At 72.7% G+C, this 16,149-nt stretch carries 16 protein-coding genes; 6 read left to right on the top strand and 10 right to left on the bottom strand.

What is annotated here, in order from left to right; genetic code table 11:
* Nucleotides 1-41: 41 nt before the first annotated feature.
* The 5 genes from ACN28C_RS30365 to cofC all read right to left on the bottom strand — a co-directional run bounded on the left by ACN28C_RS30365 (nucleotide 42) and on the right by cofC (nucleotide 6,369).
* A complete protein-coding gene (locus ACN28C_RS30365) occupies nucleotides 42-986 on the bottom strand; it encodes an NUDIX hydrolase (RefSeq protein WP_422770913.1) in 945 nt (314 codons plus the stop codon).
* Nucleotides 974-2,503 (bottom strand): CHAD domain-containing protein, encoded by a 1,530-nt coding sequence (locus ACN28C_RS30360; RefSeq protein ID WP_422770912.1) that lies wholly within the window; start codon nucleotides 2,501-2,503, stop codon nucleotides 974-976. Before ACN28C_RS30360 ends, ACN28C_RS30365 begins: the two co-directional genes overlap by 13 nt.
* A gap of 23 nt (nucleotides 2,504-2,526) precedes the next feature.
* Nucleotides 2,527-4,962 carry an RNA degradosome polyphosphate kinase gene (locus ACN28C_RS30355; RefSeq protein ID WP_422774869.1) on the bottom strand — a complete coding sequence of 812 codons (2,436 nt, stop codon included), beginning with the start codon at nucleotides 4,960-4,962 and terminating at the stop codon, nucleotides 2,527-2,529.
* 471 nt (nucleotides 4,963-5,433) lie between these two features.
* Nucleotides 5,434-5,631, bottom strand: a complete 198-nt coding sequence (locus tag ACN28C_RS30350) for a cold-shock protein (RefSeq protein ID WP_422770911.1) — start codon at nucleotides 5,629-5,631, stop codon at nucleotides 5,434-5,436.
* A gap of 63 nt (nucleotides 5,632-5,694) precedes the next feature.
* On the bottom strand, nucleotides 5,695-6,369 hold the full coding sequence (gene cofC, locus ACN28C_RS30345) for a 2-phospho-L-lactate guanylyltransferase (RefSeq protein ID WP_422770910.1): 675 nt from the start codon (nucleotides 6,367-6,369) through the stop codon (nucleotides 5,695-5,697).
* 296 nt (nucleotides 6,370-6,665) lie between these two features.
* Here cofC and ACN28C_RS30340 point away from each other — a divergent pair, with 296 nt between their 5' ends.
* From ACN28C_RS30340 to ACN28C_RS30325, 4 genes are all read left to right on the top strand, one after another.
* Complete coding sequence (locus ACN28C_RS30340) at nucleotides 6,666-7,388, top strand: lysophospholipid acyltransferase family protein (RefSeq protein ID WP_422770909.1); 723 nt, start codon at nucleotides 6,666-6,668, stop codon at nucleotides 7,386-7,388.
* Nucleotides 7,385-8,380 (top strand): NAD(P)H-dependent glycerol-3-phosphate dehydrogenase, encoded by a 996-nt coding sequence (locus ACN28C_RS30335; RefSeq protein ID WP_422770908.1) that lies wholly within the window; start codon nucleotides 7,385-7,387, stop codon nucleotides 8,378-8,380. The genes ACN28C_RS30340 and ACN28C_RS30335 overlap by 4 nt, the downstream gene beginning before the upstream one ends.
* Nucleotides 8,377-9,501 (top strand): cystathionine gamma-lyase, encoded by a 1,125-nt coding sequence (locus ACN28C_RS30330; RefSeq protein ID WP_422770907.1) that lies wholly within the window; start codon nucleotides 8,377-8,379, stop codon nucleotides 9,499-9,501. The genes ACN28C_RS30335 and ACN28C_RS30330 overlap by 4 nt, the downstream gene beginning before the upstream one ends.
* A gap of 138 nt (nucleotides 9,502-9,639) precedes the next feature.
* The gene (locus ACN28C_RS30325; RefSeq protein WP_422770906.1) at nucleotides 9,640-10,680 is read left to right on the top strand and encodes an ROK family protein; all 1,041 of its coding nucleotides are present in this window, start codon (nucleotides 9,640-9,642) and stop codon (nucleotides 10,678-10,680) included.
* A gap of 36 nt (nucleotides 10,681-10,716) precedes the next feature.
* Here the strand turns inward: ACN28C_RS30325 and ACN28C_RS30320 are convergent, their stop codons facing one another.
* From ACN28C_RS30320 to ACN28C_RS30310, 3 genes are all read right to left on the bottom strand, one after another.
* Nucleotides 10,717-10,902 (bottom strand): DUF397 domain-containing protein, encoded by a 186-nt coding sequence (locus tag ACN28C_RS30320; RefSeq protein WP_422770905.1) that lies wholly within the window; start codon nucleotides 10,900-10,902, stop codon nucleotides 10,717-10,719.
* A 148-nt stretch (nucleotides 10,903-11,050) separates the two neighbouring features.
* Complete coding sequence (locus tag ACN28C_RS30315; RefSeq protein WP_422770904.1) at nucleotides 11,051-11,236, bottom strand: DUF397 domain-containing protein; 186 nt, start codon at nucleotides 11,234-11,236, stop codon at nucleotides 11,051-11,053.
* A 36-nt stretch (nucleotides 11,237-11,272) separates the two neighbouring features.
* Nucleotides 11,273-12,058 (bottom strand): helix-turn-helix domain-containing protein, encoded by a 786-nt coding sequence (locus tag ACN28C_RS30310; protein ID WP_422770903.1) that lies wholly within the window; start codon nucleotides 12,056-12,058, stop codon nucleotides 11,273-11,275.
* A 255-nt stretch (nucleotides 12,059-12,313) separates the two neighbouring features.
* Between ACN28C_RS30310 and ACN28C_RS30305 the strand changes: the two genes are divergently transcribed.
* The gene (locus ACN28C_RS30305; RefSeq protein WP_422770902.1) at nucleotides 12,314-12,565 is read left to right on the top strand and encodes a hypothetical protein; all 252 of its coding nucleotides are present in this window, start codon (nucleotides 12,314-12,316) and stop codon (nucleotides 12,563-12,565) included.
* A complete protein-coding gene (locus tag ACN28C_RS30300) occupies nucleotides 12,565-13,005 on the top strand; it encodes a hypothetical protein (RefSeq protein WP_422770901.1) in 441 nt (146 codons plus the stop codon). The genes ACN28C_RS30305 and ACN28C_RS30300 overlap by 1 nt, the downstream gene beginning before the upstream one ends.
* 21 nt (nucleotides 13,006-13,026) lie before the next feature.
* On the opposite strand, the gene ACN28C_RS30295 is transcribed toward ACN28C_RS30300, so the two are convergent.
* On the bottom strand, nucleotides 13,027-13,473 hold the full coding sequence (locus ACN28C_RS30295; RefSeq protein WP_422770900.1) for a hypothetical protein: 447 nt from the start codon (nucleotides 13,471-13,473) through the stop codon (nucleotides 13,027-13,029).
* Between the two features lie 38 nt (nucleotides 13,474-13,511).
* Entirely contained in the window at nucleotides 13,512-15,836 is a 2,325-nt protein-coding gene (gene fxsT, locus ACN28C_RS30290) for an FxSxx-COOH system tetratricopeptide repeat protein (protein ID WP_422770899.1), read from the bottom strand.
* Nucleotides 15,837-16,149: the final 313 nt, after the last annotated feature.

Below are 16,149 nucleotides of genomic sequence, written 5' to 3'. Positions count from 1 at the left end.
TACCCCAAGCCGATTCGCGCCGCAGCGCCGCCGTCACGGGGCTAGACCGTTACGGCGGCGAACCGGTCCCCGCCGTCCAGCCGGCTGGCGGCGACCAGCCGGTCGCCGGCAAAGGCGAGCAGCCAGCCGGTGCCCTTCCGGGCCCGGAAGCTCTCCACCGACCCCGGACCCTGATCCGGGACCGCGGCCGGGTTCGCCAGCAGGGCCAGCGCCGGCGGGATCACCTTGCCCTGACTGCACACCACCGCCGGCACCCCGGCCCGGGCCAGCTCCAGCAGGGCGCCGGCGGCGGCGAGCGCGTTCTCCCCGGTGTCCTGCCCCGGCCTCGGCTCGTCGTACGCGGAATCCGCCTCCACCGGCAGGTCGAGGAGTTCGGCCAGTGCCTGCAGCGTCTGCACGCAGCGCCGGGGCGTCGCCGAGAGCAGCCGGCCGGGGCGGAGCGGCGCGAGCAGGCCGGCCAGATCCCGGGCCTGCGCCCGACCGGTGGCATCCAGCGGGCGGGCGGTGTCCGGGCCGGACCAGGTGCCCCGCTTGCCAGCACGGGCGTGCCGGACGATCCCGAGCACCACGCTCACCGGTGGCAGCGATGCGAAGTCCTCCAGCACCCGGACGTCGTGCGGGTAGCTGGCCAGCCGGGCGGCCTCGGGCAGCGGCAGCCAGCGTACGGCGTCGACCTCGGTCTCCGGCTGGAAGCCGCCGCTGCCGGCCGCCCGCATCGACCAGTACTCGACCGTCTTCGGCGTGCCGTCGCGCATCAGGTAACGCACGGGCGGCAGGCGCACCTCCGGCACCGCGTGCACGTCGGCCTCCTCGGCCACCTCGCGTACCGCAGCGGTCAGCGGATGCTCGCCGGGATCCAGTTTTCCCTTCGGCAGCGACCAGTCGTCGTAGCGGGGACGGTGCACCAGGCACACCTGCACGCCGCCGGCGGCCGAGCGGCGCCAGACCACGCCACCCGCCGCCCGGACCGGGGTCAGTCCAGCCATGCCGTCCGGCGTCCCCGGCTCGCCCGATCCCACGCCTCGGGGAAGGCGGCGCGGGCGGTGCGGGTGGCGGCCCGTTCCCGCTCCACCAACCGGCCGGCGGTCACCGCGACCGCGTGGTCGGCCGGGTTCTCCTCCGCTATCGACTGCCAGGTCTGCGCGGCGACCGCCGCGTCCTGGTGCTCGCCGAGCAGGTTCTGCACCTTCGACAGCGCCTTGGCCAGCTTCGCCGCGTCCCCGCCGAGCACGCCGGCGACGGCGTCGACGGCGTAGCGGGCCCGTTTGCCGTTGATCCGGACCGCGTGCCAGCGCTCGTCCGGGGCGTCCCCGCGCAGATCGGCCGCGCCGTCGACCTCGTCGTCGCCGTCGGTGAGCCGGTGCCAGGGCCGGGCGACCAGCCGGGGCAGCACCTCCGCGGCCGGCTCGTCGGCTCGGGCGGTCAGCTGGGGTGCCCGGGCGGCGTCGACCAGCGACTCGACCAGGGCGTGATAGCGCGGCGAGCCCAGCGCCTCGTCGACCGCGGCGAGCGCCGCGTCGTGCCGGTCGGCGAGGACCCGGTCGATCCGCCCCACCGCCTCCGGGTCGAGCGGGCTGAGCGGGTCGGCGGAGGCCGTTTGGTGCAGCCGGTCCCGCAGCACCTCGGCGTCGCGGGCCTGCCCCAGCACGCCGGCCAACCACTTCAGCTCGTCGCGCAGCGGCGTGGCCCACGCCTTGCGGATCAGCGGCCCGAACGTCCGCAGGTCGCTGCGGAGCCGCCGGCAGCCGACCCGCATCTGGTGTACGGCGGTGTCGTCGTCGCCGACCGGCGCCCGCAACCGGACCAGCGGGTCGTGCGCGAGGATCCGGCCGATGCCGCGCCGGATCGCGGCGACCACCACGTCACCGGCGCTCGGCGGCTCGGGCAGCTCGCCGGGGGGCACCAGGTCGGGTGGGCCGTCGGCGGCCGGGCCGAGCGCCCGGACGTGCTTCGGGGTGAACCCGCCGGCCCGGGCGCCGGCACCGGTCAGCGCCGCCTCGACCCGGTCGAGCAGGTCCTGGTCGCCCTCCTTGCGCTCCACCTCGATCTCGCGGAACGTCGCGCGGATCCGCTTGCCGTCCAGCACCGAGACCGCGTCGTCGGCGATCTCGGCGAGCAGCCGGTCGGAGCCGTCGCGCAGCTCGTACGCTCGGCGGACCGTCCGGACCACTGCGGCGGGCGCCAGCTCCGCGCCCCGTGAGTATGCGGTGACCAGCGCCGTCAGCTCGGCCGGCGGCGACTTCCGCCGACCGGGCCGGGAGATCTCGTGCCGCACACCGGGGCTGTCGGCCGGCAGCTTCACCGTCCAGGGCAGCTCGTCACCGCGCCGGTGCCGCAGCGACACCCCGGCCCGGGCCAGCCGTAGGTCGGCGGTGTCGAGGTAGGTGGCCGTGAGCGTCACCGGGGAGAGCTCCACCACGCGTACGCCGTCCGGCAGCGCGCCGGAGAACTCGGGCAGGGTGAAGTCGGGGTCGACGTCGTATTTCCGCTCCTCCTCCAACATCGGTCCAGCCTAGTCCGGGCGGATCACTTGGCGGCCCCGGAGAAGCGGCGCAGCAGCGCCTCCTGGAGGTTCACCAGCGGTGCCTCCAGGCTTCCCCTGCGCCGGATCCAGCCGCCGTCCCCGGTCAGGTCGAACGCCTCGACCTCCGGGCTCATCGCGGCGGTCAGCAACTCGTCCAGCTCGGCCCGCGCGGTCGGATCGGTGACCTGCACCAGCGCCTCCACCCGGCGGTCGAGGTTACGGTGCATCAGGTCGGCGGAGCCGATCCAGAACTCGGCACCGGCCTCCGGCCCGTCGCCGTCGCCGTCGGCCGTGACCCCGCTACCGAACCGGAACACCCGGGAGTGCTCGAGGAACCGGCCCAGGATCGAGCGCACCCGGATGTTCTCCGACAGCCCTGGCACGCCGGGCCGCAGCGTGCACATCCCGCGGATCAGCAGGTCGACGTGGACCCCGGCCCGGGACGCCCGGTAGAGCGCGTCCACGATCGCCTCGTCGACCAGCGCGTTGACCTTGAACTGGACCAGCCCCGGCACCCCCTGCCGGGCCCGCTCGATCTCCCGCTCGATCCGCTCGATCAGCCCACGCCGGATACCCTGCGGTGCCACCAGCAGCCGCCGGAACGACCTCTGCCGGCTGTAGCCGGTGAGCACGTTGAACAGGTCGGTCAGGTCGGCGCCGATCTCCGGGTCGGCGGTGAGCATGCCGAAGTCCTCGTAGAGCCGGGCCGTCTTCGGGTGGTAGTTGCCGGTGCCGATGTGGCAGTACCGCCGGATCTGGCCGCCCTCCTGCCGGACCACCAGCGCGGTCTTGCAGTGCGTCTTGAGCCCGACCAGCCCGTACACCACGTGGCAGCCGGCCCGCTCCAGCACCCGGGCCCAGCCGATGTTGGCCACCTCGTCGAAGCGGGCCTTGATCTCCACCAGCACCACCACCTGCTTGCCGGCCGCAGCGGCATCGATCAGCGCGTCGACGATCGGCGAGTCGCCGCTGGTGCGGTAGAGGGTCTGCTTGATGGCGAGCACGTTGGGGTCGGCGGCGGCCTGCTCGATGAAGCGCTGCACGCTGGTGGAGAACGAGTGGTACGGGTGGTGCACCAGGATGTCGCCGTCGCGGAGGGTGGCGAAGACGCTGCGCGGCACCTCGCCCTCCGCCAGCCGGGGATGGGTGGCCGGCACGAAGGGCGGATCCTTGAGGTCGGACCGGTGGGACTCGTTGTAGACCTGCCAGAGCGCGGTCAGGTCGAGCAGCCCGGGCACCCGCAGCACGTCCTGGCTGTCCATGTCGAGTTCCCGGACCAGCAGGTCGAGCACGTGGTCGGAGACGGAGGCGGCGACCTCCAGGCGTACCGGCGGGCCGAACCGGCGGCGGGCCAGCTCGCGTTCCAGGGCCTGGAGCAGGTCCTCGTCCCGGTCCTCGTCGACCTCCACCTCGGCGTTGCGGGTCACCCGGAACAGGTGGCACTCCATCACCTGCATGCCGGAGAAGAGCTGGTCGAGGTGGGCGGCGATGAGGTCCTCCACCGGCAGGAAGCGGCTGCCGGGTGCGTCCCGCTCGACCCGGACGAACCGGGGTACGTTGTTCGGCACCTTGACCCGGGCGAAGAGCTCCGATCCGCCGTCGGAGTCCCGGACCACCACGGCCAGGTTCAGCGACCGGCTGGAGATGTACGGGAACGGGTGCGCCGGATCGACGGCGAGCGGGGTGAGCACCGGGAAGATCTGCTCCCGGAAGTACGTCCGCAGCCGCTGTCGTTCCGGGGCGGGCAACTCGTCCCAGTGCAGCAGCGCGATGTCCTCGGCGGCGAGCTTCGGCATCACCTCGTCGACGAAGCAGGCCGCGTGCCGGGCCACCAGCTCGGCGGCGCGCTCGGAGACCAGTTCGAGCTGGGTCTGCAGCGGCATCTGGTCGCCGCCGCGCACCGGCAGCCCGGCCGAGAGCCGGCGCTTCAGCCCGGCGACCCGGACCATGTAGAACTCGTCGAGGTTGTTGGCGAAGATGGCGAGGAACTTGGCCCGTTCCAGCAGTGGGGTGTCCGGGTCCTCGGCCAGAGCGAGCACCCGGGCGTTGAAGTCGAGCCAGGAGAGCTCCCGGTTGAGGAACCGCTCCGGCGGCAGGGGTTCGGCCGGCCCGACCGGCGTACGGGCGGCGGGCTCGGCATGCGGCGCGGCGGCGGGCTCGGCAGTTGGCCCGGCCGAGGGCCCGGTGGCGGGCTCGCTGGTGGCTTCGGCAGAGGGCTCGGGGGTGGGCTCGTCCGGGCCGGGGCGGGCGGCCAGGCCGCTGTCCGGGGCGGCGCTCCCCGGGCCGGTGGCCGGCACGCCGCGTCGGCCCCGTAGCGGGTTGTCGGCCAGGCCCGTCGACGCCGTCCGGTCCGGTCCGGCGGCCGCGCCACGGGCCGAGTCGGCCGCCTCGTCGAGAGTGCCGACCCGTGCCGGCTCCGTGGCGCTGTCGGGCTCCACGGTGCCGTCGGGCTCGGCCGCCGGGTCGCGCTCGGGTGCCTCTCCGCCTGCGGCCTGCGGTGCCTCCCGGCGTGCGGCCTGCGGTGCCTCCCGGCGTGGTGCGGCCCTCGGTGCGGCTTCGCCCGCGGCCTCCGGTACGTCCCCGACCCGTTCGGCGGGGCTGGCCGGCCGGGCAGAGCGGGAGGCACGGTTGGTCCGGGGCGTGCCACCGGAGTCGGCTCGGGTTGCCGGCGTCGCGGGCGGCGTCGAACGCCGGGACCGGCCCGTCTGCGGTGACTCGTCCGGGCCGTCCGATGCACGATCGGGGGCCGACCGCTCGGTGGCGCGGGAGCGCTGCTGGCGGGCGGAAAGGGGGCGGCGGGACGGCGGCGTGCTCACGGTCCCATCATTGCCCGAGCCCGGTTAACGGAAAATGAACTTGACCGACCCGCTCAGAGGAAGACCGACCCGCTCAGGGGAAGACCGACCCGCTCAGGGGAAGGTCGGCAGCGTGATCCGGACCAGCGTGCCGCCGGCGTCGTGCTCCAGCCGGACCCGCTGACCCAGCCGGAGCAGGCGCAGACCGGAGGCGTCGAACGCGCTCGCGGGAAAGGTGACCCGGCTGCCGTCGTCGAGCAGCAGGGTGCCGGTCCGGGTGCTCGGATCGTAGTCGGCCACGGTGCCCTGCATGCCGAGCACCGTACACCGTCGCCGGCCGTACACCGATTGCCGGCGGCCAACGGCTCCGGTGGGTCAGCGGTCCGCAGCGGCCGGTGCCGCGCGCCGGGTCGCTGCGGCGGTGTGGCGGCCGAGCCCGAGCGCGGTCGCGGCACGCAGGTCCGCCGGGGTGTCGACGTCCCGGCGCAGCGTCGGCCAGGCGGCAGAGAGCGGACGGGCGCCGGAGGCCGCGTGGGCCGCCGCCGAGCGCGGGCCGAACCGGGGATCCAGGGCCGAGCCGGGAGCGGCGGTGAGTAGCACGGTGCCGGTGCCGGTGGCATCCGCGACAAACCGCCGTACGCTCGCCGGTCCGTCCCCCGGCCCGCCCCCCGGTTCACCGGCCTCGGCGGCTCGGAGCGCCTCGGCCAGTTCGTCGGGCCGCAACGCCGGTAGGTCGGCGGTGAGCGCCGCCACCCACTCCCCGGGGACCAGCGAGGCGCCCCGGGCGAACGCGGGATTGAGCCCGGGCGTCGGCGGTTCCGGCACGATCCGGGCGCCGAGCCGTCCCAGCTTCCGGGCGATCGACGGGTCGTCGGTCACCACCAGCAGTTCCCGGACGGCCCGGCAGGCCAGCACCGCTTCGGCGGTGTCCTCGGCCAGCGCGAGGGCGAGCACCTCGTGCGGCACGCCGTCGAGCGCCCCCCGCAGCCGACTCTTCGCCGCATCGAGGCGCTTGACCGGCACCACCACGGTCCAGTTCCGCTCTGCCACGCGGCAATCCTGCCAGTTCAGCTGCGACCCTCCCCGTCGACGTACATCCCGTCCCGGCGCGGCCGGCCGGATGTGGCGCTTCCGGACCCCGCCCGACCCCTGGCTGGCCGTACCGGGGGCGAGCAGGCATGATTTCGCTGCGGGCGGCGGCAACCGACCTCGTGTCGCCGGCGTCGCGTCCGGGAGCGGCGGCCGGGACCGGGGTACGCACGGGCGCGTGCCCTCGCCACCGGAGCGGACGCCCGAGCGGCGTACCGGAGGGGTCCCGCCGGAGGTTGGGACGATGAGGAGGCAGAGTGGCACGGCGCAGGCTGGGGTTCTGGCGACGGTTCGCCGTGGTGTTGGTCAAGCCGGTGCTGACGGTCTGGACGCGGCGCGACTGGAGCGGGATGGAGCACCTCCCGGCCTCCGGCGGCGTCATCGTCGTGCCGAACCACCTCTCCCACTTCGACCCGCTGGTCTCGGCACACTTCATCTACGACGCCGGCCGCTGGCCCAGCTACCTGGGCAAGGCCAGCGTCTTCAAGGTGCCGGTGATCGGCCGGATCCTGTTGAAGTGCCAGCAGATCCCGGTGGAGCGCGGCACCGTGGACGCGGCCCGGTCGCTGGAGACGCTGGAGCGGGCGATCCGGGCCGGCAGCGCGGTGGTGATCTATCCGGAGGGCACCACCACCCGGGAACCCGAGTTGTGGCCGATGCGCGGCAAGACCGGCGCCGCCCGGCTCGCGCTGACCACCGGCGCCCCGGTGGTCCCGGTCGCGATGTGGGGGCCGCAGCGGATCTTCGACCCGCGGACGAAGAAGTTCAGCCTCCGGCCGCGTACTCCGGTGACCGTGGTCGCCGGTCCGCCGGTGGACCTGAGCCGATGGGCCGGCGCGACGCCGACCCGGGCAGTGCTCGACGAGATGACCGACGCGATCATGCTGCGGCTCCGGGACATGCTCGCCGAGATCCGCGCGGAGACACCTCCGCCGCTCTGGTCGGCCCAGCCGAAGCGGCGCACGGAGGACATGGCATGACGCACGCCGCTGTGCTCGGCGCCGGCTCCTGGGGTACGGCCTTCGCCAAGGTGCTCGCCGACGCCGGGCGGGACGTGGTCGTCTGGGCCCGCCGGCCGGCGGTGGCCGAGTCGATCCGCGCCACCCGTACCAACCCCGACTACCTGCCCCGGCTGCGACTGCCGGCCGCGGTCCGGGCCACCGCCGACGCCGCCGAGGCGATCGGCGGCTCCGACCTGGTGGTGCTGGCGGTGCCCTCGCAGACGCTGCGCGGCAACCTCGCCGAGTGGGCCCGGCACCTCGAACCCGACTCGACGCTGGTCTCCCTGATGAAGGGGATCGAGCTCGGCACCACGAAGCGGATGAGCGAGGTGATCGTGGAGACCGCCGGGGTGGCGGTGGACCGGGTGGTGGTGGTCTCCGGCCCGAACCTCGCCCCCGAGATCGCCGACGAGCAACCGGCCGCCACCGTGGTCGCCTGCACCGACACGGACCGGGCGACCCTGGTGCAGACCTCGGTCAACACGCCGTACTTCCGGCCCTACACCAACGACGACGTGATCGGCTGCGAGCTGGGCGGCGCGGTGAAGAACGTGATCGCGCTGGCCTACGGCATGACCTCCGCGATGGGGCTGGGCGACAACACCCGGGCGACTCTGATCACCAGAGGGCTGGCCGAGACGGCCCGGCTCGGGGTGGCCCTCGGCGCCGACCCGCTCACCTTCGCCGGCCTGGCCGGCCTCGGTGACCTGGTCGCCACCTGTTCGTCCCCGTTCTCCCGCAACCGCACCTTCGGCGAGCACCTGGGCCGGGGGGAAAACCTCGAACAGGCGCAGACGGCGACCCGGCAGACCGCCGAAGGGGTGAAGAGCTGCCTGGCGATCCGGGACCTCTCCCGGGCGCACGGGGTGGAGATGCCCATCACCGAGCAGGTCGAGCGGGTCTGCCACGAGGGCGCCGACCCGCGCGCCGCGATGGCGGCCCTGATGAGCCGGAAGCCGAGGCCGGAATGACCCCCTCGACGTACGGCGACGGCACGCGGTGCGTGCACGCCGGGCTGCCGGAGCCGGTGCCGGGTGAGCCGTTCCTTCCCGGGCCGGTCTTCGCCGCCCCGTACCACCTCGATCCGGCGGCCGGGCCGGAGGCGACCCCGAACGGCTACGGCCGGTCGGACAACCCGACGCGGCGAGGGCTGGAGGCGGCGATCGGCGAGCTGGAGGGCGGAAGCTGTCTCACCTTCGCCAGCGGGCAGGCCGCGATCACCGCCGTGCTGCTCTCGGTGCTCCGGCCCGGGGACACCGTGCTGCTCCCCACCGACGGCTACTACCCGGTCCGGGCGTTCGCCGCCGAGACGCTGCGTAGCATCGGGGTACGGGTCGACTTCGTGCCGACCACCGGCCCGTACCCGGCGTTCGACGGCGTCCGGCTGGTGCTGGTCGAGACTCCGGCCAACCCGGGCCTGGACGTCTGCGATCTCGCCGACCTGGCGGCCCGGGCACACGCCGCCGGCGCGCTGCTCGCGGTCGACAACACCGCCGCGACCCCGCTCGGCCAACGCCCGCTGGATCTCGGTGCCGACCTGGTCGTCGCCTCCGGCACGAAGGCGTTGACCGGGCACTCGGACCTGCTCCTCGGTTACGTGGCCAGCCGCACCGCCGGGCTGCTGGACGTGATCCGGGCCTGGCGGACCAGCACCGGCGCCGTCCCGGGCCCCTTCGACGCCTGGCTCGCCCACCGGTCACTGGCCACACTGGACCTGCGGCTGTCGCGGCAGAGCGCCAACGCGGCGGCGGTGGCGGCGGCGCTGCGGGACCGGGCCGACGTCTCCGGCGTCCGCTGGCCGGGGCTCGCCGACGATCCGGCGTACCCCGTTGCCAGCCGGCAGATGCGGCGGATGCCCGGCATCGTCGCCCTCGACCTCGGCGACGCCGACCGGGTGGCGCGGTTCCTGACCGCCAGCCGGCTGGTCTTCGCGGCCACCTCCTTCGGCGGCCTGCACACCAGCGCCGACCGGCGGGCCCAGTGGGGCGACGACGTTCCGGACGGCTTCGTGCGGCTCTCCTGCGGCGTCGAGGACACCGCCGACCTGGTCGCCGACCTGACGACGGCGCTCGACGCGGCCGGCGGTGCCTGACCCGGTCCGGGCAGACGGCCGGGGGGTGCGGGATAACCCCGCGTGCGGCAGGGTATTGAGATCGGTCGGCTGGCGATGTTGAGATCGATCTGCTGGCGATGTCGGCCCGAACCGACCGTCGTACCCGGGAGGCACACCATGGCGAAATCCGAGATACCGGTGGTGGTCGGGCTCGACAACGGTGGAAACAGCAACAACGCCACGGTTCTCGACGCAAGCGGGCGGTTTCTGGTCGACCAGCTTGTCGAGACGCCGTGCCGGGTGCTGGAAGGGCCCGAGGCGGCGGTCGAGGCGCTGGCGGAGTCGATGCAGCAGGTGCTGACCCGGACCGGCACCCGTCCCGACCAGGTCCGGGCGGTGGGGCTGGACACCCCGGGGCCGGCCAGCGCAGCCGGGGTCATCTCGTCGAAGGGCTCGACGAACTTCTCCCAGCCCGCCTGGCGCGGCTACGACATCCGCAGCGCGCTCGAACGGCGGCTCGGCCTGCCGGTGGTCTACCACAACGACGGCAACGCGGCGGCGCTCTACGCCCACCACTCCTTCTTCGGCGCCGACGCGCCGAAGAGGTCGTCGGTGTCGGCGATCGTCGGCACTGGACTGGGCGGCGGCGTGGTCGAGCGGGGCCAGGTGGTCACCGGCACCGCCGGGATGGCCGGCGAACTCGGGCACGTGCACATCCCGCTCTTCGGGCTGCTCGCCGAGGGGCAGCCGGTGCCGACCTGCAACTGCGGCTTCGTCGGCGACGTGGAGAGCGTCGCCTCGCTCACCGCGATCCGGCGCAACCTGCTGCCGTACTGGCTGACCCGCTACGCGGGGCACCCGCTCGGCGACCTGGACCGGGGACGCGCCGCCCGGCAGGTGCGGGCGTACGGGATCGACGGCGACCCGATGGCGCTGAAAATCTTCGAGCAGCAGGCGATGGCACTGGGGCGGCTCTTCACCATCGTCGCCAACTTCACCGACCCGGACGGCTACTTCGTCGGGGGTGGAGTGGTCGAGGCGACGCCGGAGTTCCGGGACTGGTTCCTGGCGACGGTGCGCGAGCACACCACGCTCCGCGCCGAGCAGGCGGAGCGGGCGCGCTTCGCGCTCGTACCCGATCTGGACATGGCGGGCGCCCGGGGCGCCGCCATCGCCGCGCTGAAGCTGCTCGACGGCGCGGCGACGCCGGTCGTCTGAGCGCCGGGCGTCCGCCCCGCCGTCAGCCCTGCGGCGTCAGCCCGGTGACTTCGCCAGGTCGACGAAGGCGCGCCAGGCGGTGGGGTCGAAGGTGAGCGTGCCGCCGTCGCGGTCCTTGGTGTCCCGGATCAGCACGCGGCCGGGGAGGTTGTCGGCAACCTCCACGCAGTTGCCCTGGTTGGTGCCGCTACGGCTGCTCTTGCGCCAGCTCGGCTCGGTCATTGTCGTCTCCGGCATCATTTGTGGCTCAGGCAAGGTTGCGGACCGCTCTCGTAATCAGCTCTTGCGACACTTCCGGGCAGGGCCAGACTTCGGACGATGGCGCGGCGACCCCGACCGGATGTGTTGACCGTCGCGCCTGGGCCGGCGGTCAGCCGTGCGACTTCGCCAGGTCGACGAAGGCGCGCCAGGCGGTGGGGTCGAAGGTGAGCGTGCCGCCGTCGCGGTCCTTGGTGTCCCGGACCAGCACGCGGCCGGGAAGGTTGTCGGCAACCTCCACGCAGTTGCCCTGGTTCGTGCTGCTGCGGCTGCTCTTGCGCCAGTTCGGCTCGGTCATTGTCGTCTCCGGCATCATTTGTGGCTCGGGTGTGGCTCAGTCAAGATCGCCGATCGCTCTCGCGATCAGCTCTTGCGACAAGCTTACGGGCAGGGCCAGACCCCGGACGATCTCCCAGGAGCGCTCCAGTTCGTCCACGTCTGCCCCCTCGGTCACGGTACGGCCGCGCAGCTGGTCGTCGAGGTAGACGGCCCGGGTCCGGGCGGGGAGGGTCGCCAGCACGAACGCCCCCGCCAGGCCAGGGTGCAGGCCGGCGGTCCGGGGCACCACCAGGATCTGCACCTGGGGGCGGCGGCTCGCCTCCAGCAGGTGCTCCAGTTGGCCCTTGACGACGTCGGGCGGCCCGTAGGTCAGGGCCGCCTCCCCGATGAGCGCGGAGAGCATCGGCGGGTTCGGCCGGTCGACGGTGGCGGCCTGCCGTTCCCGCCGGACCTGCACCGTCCGGTCGATCACGTCCTCCGGCAGCCGGCCACTGCGCAGGAGCGCGCGGGTGTATGCCTCGGTCTGCAACAGGCCGGGGATCAGGCTGTGCTCGAAGGAGCGGAGCATCGTCGCGCGCAGCTCGTGCTCCGCCCAGGGGCGTAGCCAGGTCGGCCGGGCGTCCTCCCGGGCCTCCTGGGCCGCCCGCTGGAACGTGTCGCCGGTCTTGAAGTGCGCGTCGAGGCGTTCGGCCGTGTCCGGCTGGGGGATCATCCGGCCCTGCTCGAACGAGGCGATCGACGCTCCGCTGAGCCCGACGGCCGCCCCCACCTGATCCCGGGTCAGCTTCGCCCGCCTCCGGTGCTCCCTGAGGATTTCGCGGATGTCGTTCACGTACTCCACCCCACTCCTGATCAACTAAGCGATATCCATCGATACTCCCTGTGGCTCATCTTCCACTCCGGGCGGCCTCTGGTCCAGGGTGGAGGGCAGACGGAGGAGCCATCACAACGGCCCATCGACACGCCGGGGATGCGGGGCGGCAATCCCGCCCCCGGGTGGGCCACTCCCGTCATCGGGGTGGGGACGGGCTCGAGCGGAACGGGCCCTCCCCGCCCCTTCCTGGTCCTGATACCGGCGAGGCTGAGAGGTGACCCGATGGCATTCCGGAAGGGAAAGCGACAGCGGCGGGACTGGCGGCGGCTCTGGCGGTACTGCCGGTGCGGCCACCGCTGGCGCTGTCCCGACTCGGCCACACTGGTGCCGACGCCGTACCAGCCGTTCGTCCGGCCGATGACCGAGGAGGAGTACCGGGCGGGCCTGCGCGCCTCCTCGCCGGTGCCGGAGGTCGTGCGCTACGAGCCGATCGGCCCGCCCTCAGCGGGCGTGCGAACCGGGACCGACCGGTGATGGGCATCGTCGTGCTGCGAGACCTGGCGGCACTCACCGACCCGAACCGGCCGCACTCGCCCCGGCGGCCGATGTGGACCTGCCGCCAGTGCGGTCATCCGTGGCCGTGCGCCTGGGCCAGGGCCGCCCTGCCCGAGGAGTTCCGGCAGGAGCCGCTCTCGCTCTTCGTCTATCTCGGCTCGGCCCTCTTCGAGGCGGCCGGGGATCTTTACCGGCTCTGCCCGAACCCGGCGCCCAACCCGGCCGAGCTGCACGCGCGGTTTCTCGGATGGGTGCCGACACACCGCATGATCACGTGGGCACTCGCCCGCCGGAACGCCGCCCTCCCCGCGCCTACGGCAGTCGATCCACCGGCGATCCCGGCATCCCGACACGCAACAGGCGCGCCGTCGTCGGCCCGGCACCGTCCAGACCGGCGAGGCACCTCCGGCAGCCCGTGACGACTGCGAAGGCCGTGATGACTACCGGACGATCGAAATCGTGGTGAGGGTGATCCCGTACGCGGCTATCGCGAGGTTGAGGCCGGTCCAGAGCCAGTGCAGGCGGATGCGGTGCAGCCGAGGATAGGTGTCGTAGTGGGCTTCGCGGCGCTCGGTGATATTGGCGTCGTCGAGTAGGGCGCCGGTGCTCTTGAGCGTGGCGGTGAGCCCCCGGGCCTGGTTGAGGTGGTAAGCGGCCCGCTCGTGATATTTCGCCGCGACGAGGGCGCCGAACAGTCCCACCAGGATGATCAGGGCGCCCAGGGCTATCGTCGTCGTCGCGAACTTCTGCTGGACGATGAGCCCGCTCAGAGCGGCGGTGATGACCAGTACGAAGTTGGTGGTGGTGGCACGCTGGTTCTCGGATTGCCGTAGCTGTTGACGATGCTCGTTCCAGTACGCGAGCACGATGTCCGACGGGTCACTCATCACAGTCCTCTCCGGCGGCTGACACCGGGCCTGTCCCTCTACTCCCGCCCCTCTAATCGATCAAGGTTGTCACGGATGGTCCGGGTCTGCGGGTGGTCGGGGCCGAGGGCGGTCAGGCTGATGGTGAGTGCCTGCTGGAGTTGGGTGTGTGCTTCCTCCAGCCGGCCCAGGTCCTGCAACACGTTGCCGAGGTTGTTGCGCCACCTGCCGATGTCGGGGTGGTCGGGGCCGAGGGCGGTCAGGCCGATGGTGAGTGCCTGCTGGAGTTGGGTGTGTGCTTCCTCCAGCCGGCCCAGGTCCTGCAACACGCTGCCGAGGTTGTTGCGCCACCTGCCGATGTCGGGGTGGTCGGGGCCGAGGGCGGTCAGGCCGATGGTGAGTGCCTGCTGGAACTGGGTGTGTGCTTCCTCCAGCCGGCCCAGGTCCCGCAACACGTTGCCGAGGTTGTTGCGCCGGATGCCGATGGTGGGGTGGTCGGGGCCGAGGGCGGTCAGGCCGATGGTGAGTGCCTGCTGGAACTGGGTGTGTGCTTCCTCCAGCCGGCCCAGGTCCCGCAACACGTTGCCGAGGTTGTTGCGCCGGATGCCGATGGTGGGGTGGTCGGGACCGAGCGTGCTGCGGGTGATGGTGAGTGCGTCGCGGGCGAGAGGCTCGGCCTGCTGATACTGACCCCGTTCTCGCAGATAGCTCGACGCCCCGGCGAGCAACCAGCCGACCTCTTCCGCAGCGACGCCTAGCCTTCGGGCGTGACCGGTCACGGCCAGCAGGTGCGGTAGCAGTTGTTGGCACGCCGGCCAGCGAGCCGGCTCCGAAATGTCGTTCGGGAACGTCTCCCGAATCAGGGCCACGGCCGCCGTCGCCCACTGCTCCTCCTGCTCGCGGCCGAGCCGGGCCTGAACCACCGCCTGGACCAGCCGGTGCATCGCGATCACCTCCGGGTCGAGCCCGACCAACGCATACCGGCCCACCGCATCCAACAGCCGGTTATAAGCCAAGCGGTCGGTCACCGCCGCCGCCAACTCCGCTGGCAGTGTGTCCGGCGCCGCCGCAGGCAACTGCCGGGGGACGCGCGGAGCCAGGAACGCCAACAGCTTCAGCAACTCTCCGGCCAGCGGCTGATCCTCGCCGACCCGGGTCAGTGACAAAATCCACACCGTCGCCACCCGCCGCCCGTCCGCATCCTCCGCCGCATCGGAGACCGCGAACAACTCCCGCGACCGCTCCCGCACCAGCTCCAGATAGACCACCAGATCCTCGCCCGTCTGCGACAGGTAGGCGGCGGCCTCCTCCACCGCCAACGGCAAATCCCCCACCAACTCCCCCAACTCACCCAACAACCGCTCGTCGACGTGCCGCGTCCGGGTCCGCAGAAACGCCACCGACTCCTCCCGCGACCACACCTCCAACCGCACCACACGGCCGTGTGCGCCCCAGTCCGGCCAGCGCGAGGTGACCAGCACATGCCCGGCCCCGCCCGCCGGTATCAACCCCGACAGCGACGACGGCCGCTCCGCGTTGTCATACACCAGCAGCCACCGGTCACGGCCCCGCAGATGATCGAAGACCGTCGCCACCGCGTCCTGGTCGTCCACCACCTCCGGCAGCAGCCCCAGCCTGCGGCCGAGCCCCGCCAGCTGCGCCGGCACCGTCGCCGGTTGCTGCGCGTCGACCCACCACACCACGTCGTAGTCGCTGCCGAATCGGTATCCGTACTCCGTCGCAACTGCCGACTTGCCCACTCCACCCAGGCCATGCACCGCACCCGAGACCACCGCCGACGGGCCGCCCGTCCGCAACCCCTCCCACATCGCCTCGATCACCTCGCTCCGGCCGGTGAAGACCGGATTCCGCGTCGGCAGATTCGTCACCACCGGCCCGGCGCCCGGAAACCGCATTCCGGCCCGGCCAGGGAAATCCACCACCGACGGGCGTGGCCGATCCTCGTCCACAGCGGCCAGCAACTTCTTTCGGGCCACCGGCTCGTCCGCGTCGACCAGATCCGCATAGACCCGCGACGCCAGGAATCCGGTCGGCTCGCACGGCTGCACCCGCACCGGAATCAACAACCCATGCTCACCCGTGGGATCGCGCAGGTACATCGCCTGCCACTCCGCGCCACCGAAGACCGAAACCAGGTAGGCCGGCGTCAACACGGCGATCATCCGGCGCGCGGACGTGACCGCCCTCTGCATCTCGAAAACGAAATCGCGGCCTGGTCGGAGATCCGCCGACTGGTACACGGTCGAATAGTCCGCCTGCTCCAACTGCACGGCGATCCACTCGGCCCACGCGCGATTTTCGGTCGCGTAGCTGATAAAGAAATCCCTGCCCGATCCCGCGTCGCCCACCCACCGCCCTCCCATCCGCCGCGCGCCATCCTACAAAGCCGCATCCATCAGCGACACTCCGCGAGGCCGCACCACCGACCAGACGAACGGACAGGCCCGGGAAAAGATGATCAGGAAACGCACCCGGTCAGATCACAGACTGATAGAAGATCAGCCGAACCGGGATCGGAGATACCTACCTGCCACGGTCGGCGCCGGTCAGTCGGAAGCCTGACAAGACGCGTACGCCGGAAAACGTCGTGCCGGAGCGGGCCGGCGGCGGCCCGGTGTCGATGGTGCTGGGGGTAGTGCCGGCGGTGAGGAAAACCCGACCCTGACCTGCTCAGGG

Origin of the sequence: Plantactinospora sp. WMMC1484 (genome assembly GCF_049315195.1) — a bacterium.
Lineage (GTDB): Bacteria > Actinomycetota > Actinomycetes > Mycobacteriales > Micromonosporaceae > Plantactinospora.
Note: the sequence above shows the minus strand (reverse complement) of the source record. Positions and strands in the feature narration are given on the sequence as shown.

What these genes read in the sequence shown, in the direction of transcription:
- ACN28C_RS30350 (WP_422770911.1), bottom strand. Translation starts at nt 5,631, where the DNA reads ATGCAGGGCACCGTGGCCGACTACGATCCGAGCACCCGGACCGGCACC.
- ACN28C_RS30335 (WP_422770908.1), top strand. Translation starts at nt 7,385, where the DNA reads ATGACGCACGCCGCTGTGCTCGGCGCCGGCTCCTGGGGTACGGCCTTC.
- ACN28C_RS30330 (WP_422770907.1), top strand. Translation starts at nt 8,377, where the DNA reads ATGACCCCCTCGACGTACGGCGACGGCACGCGGTGCGTGCACGCCGGG.
- ACN28C_RS30295 (WP_422770900.1), bottom strand. Translation starts at nt 13,473, where the DNA reads ATGAGTGACCCGTCGGACATCGTGCTCGCGTACTGGAACGAGCATCGT.
- ACN28C_RS30320 (WP_422770905.1), bottom strand. Translation starts at nt 10,902, where the DNA reads ATGACCGAGCCGAGCTGGCGCAAGAGCAGCCGTAGCGGCACCAACCAG.
- fxsT (WP_422770899.1), bottom strand. Translation starts at nt 15,836, where the DNA reads ATGGGAGGGCGGTGGGTGGGCGACGCGGGATCGGGCAGGGATTTCTTT.
- ACN28C_RS30315 (WP_422770904.1), bottom strand. Translation starts at nt 11,236, where the DNA reads ATGACCGAGCCGAACTGGCGCAAGAGCAGCCGCAGCAGCACGAACCAG.
- ACN28C_RS30300 (WP_422770901.1), top strand. Translation starts at nt 12,565, where the DNA reads ATGGGCATCGTCGTGCTGCGAGACCTGGCGGCACTCACCGACCCGAAC.
- ACN28C_RS30360 (WP_422770912.1), bottom strand. Translation starts at nt 2,503, where the DNA reads ATGTTGGAGGAGGAGCGGAAATACGACGTCGACCCCGACTTCACCCTG.
- ACN28C_RS30365 (WP_422770913.1), bottom strand. Translation starts at nt 986, where the DNA reads ATGGCTGGACTGACCCCGGTCCGGGCGGCGGGTGGCGTGGTCTGGCGC.
- ACN28C_RS30305 (WP_422770902.1), top strand. Translation starts at nt 12,314, where the DNA reads ATGGCATTCCGGAAGGGAAAGCGACAGCGGCGGGACTGGCGGCGGCTC.
- ACN28C_RS30325 (WP_422770906.1), top strand. Translation starts at nt 9,640, where the DNA reads ATGGCGAAATCCGAGATACCGGTGGTGGTCGGGCTCGACAACGGTGGA.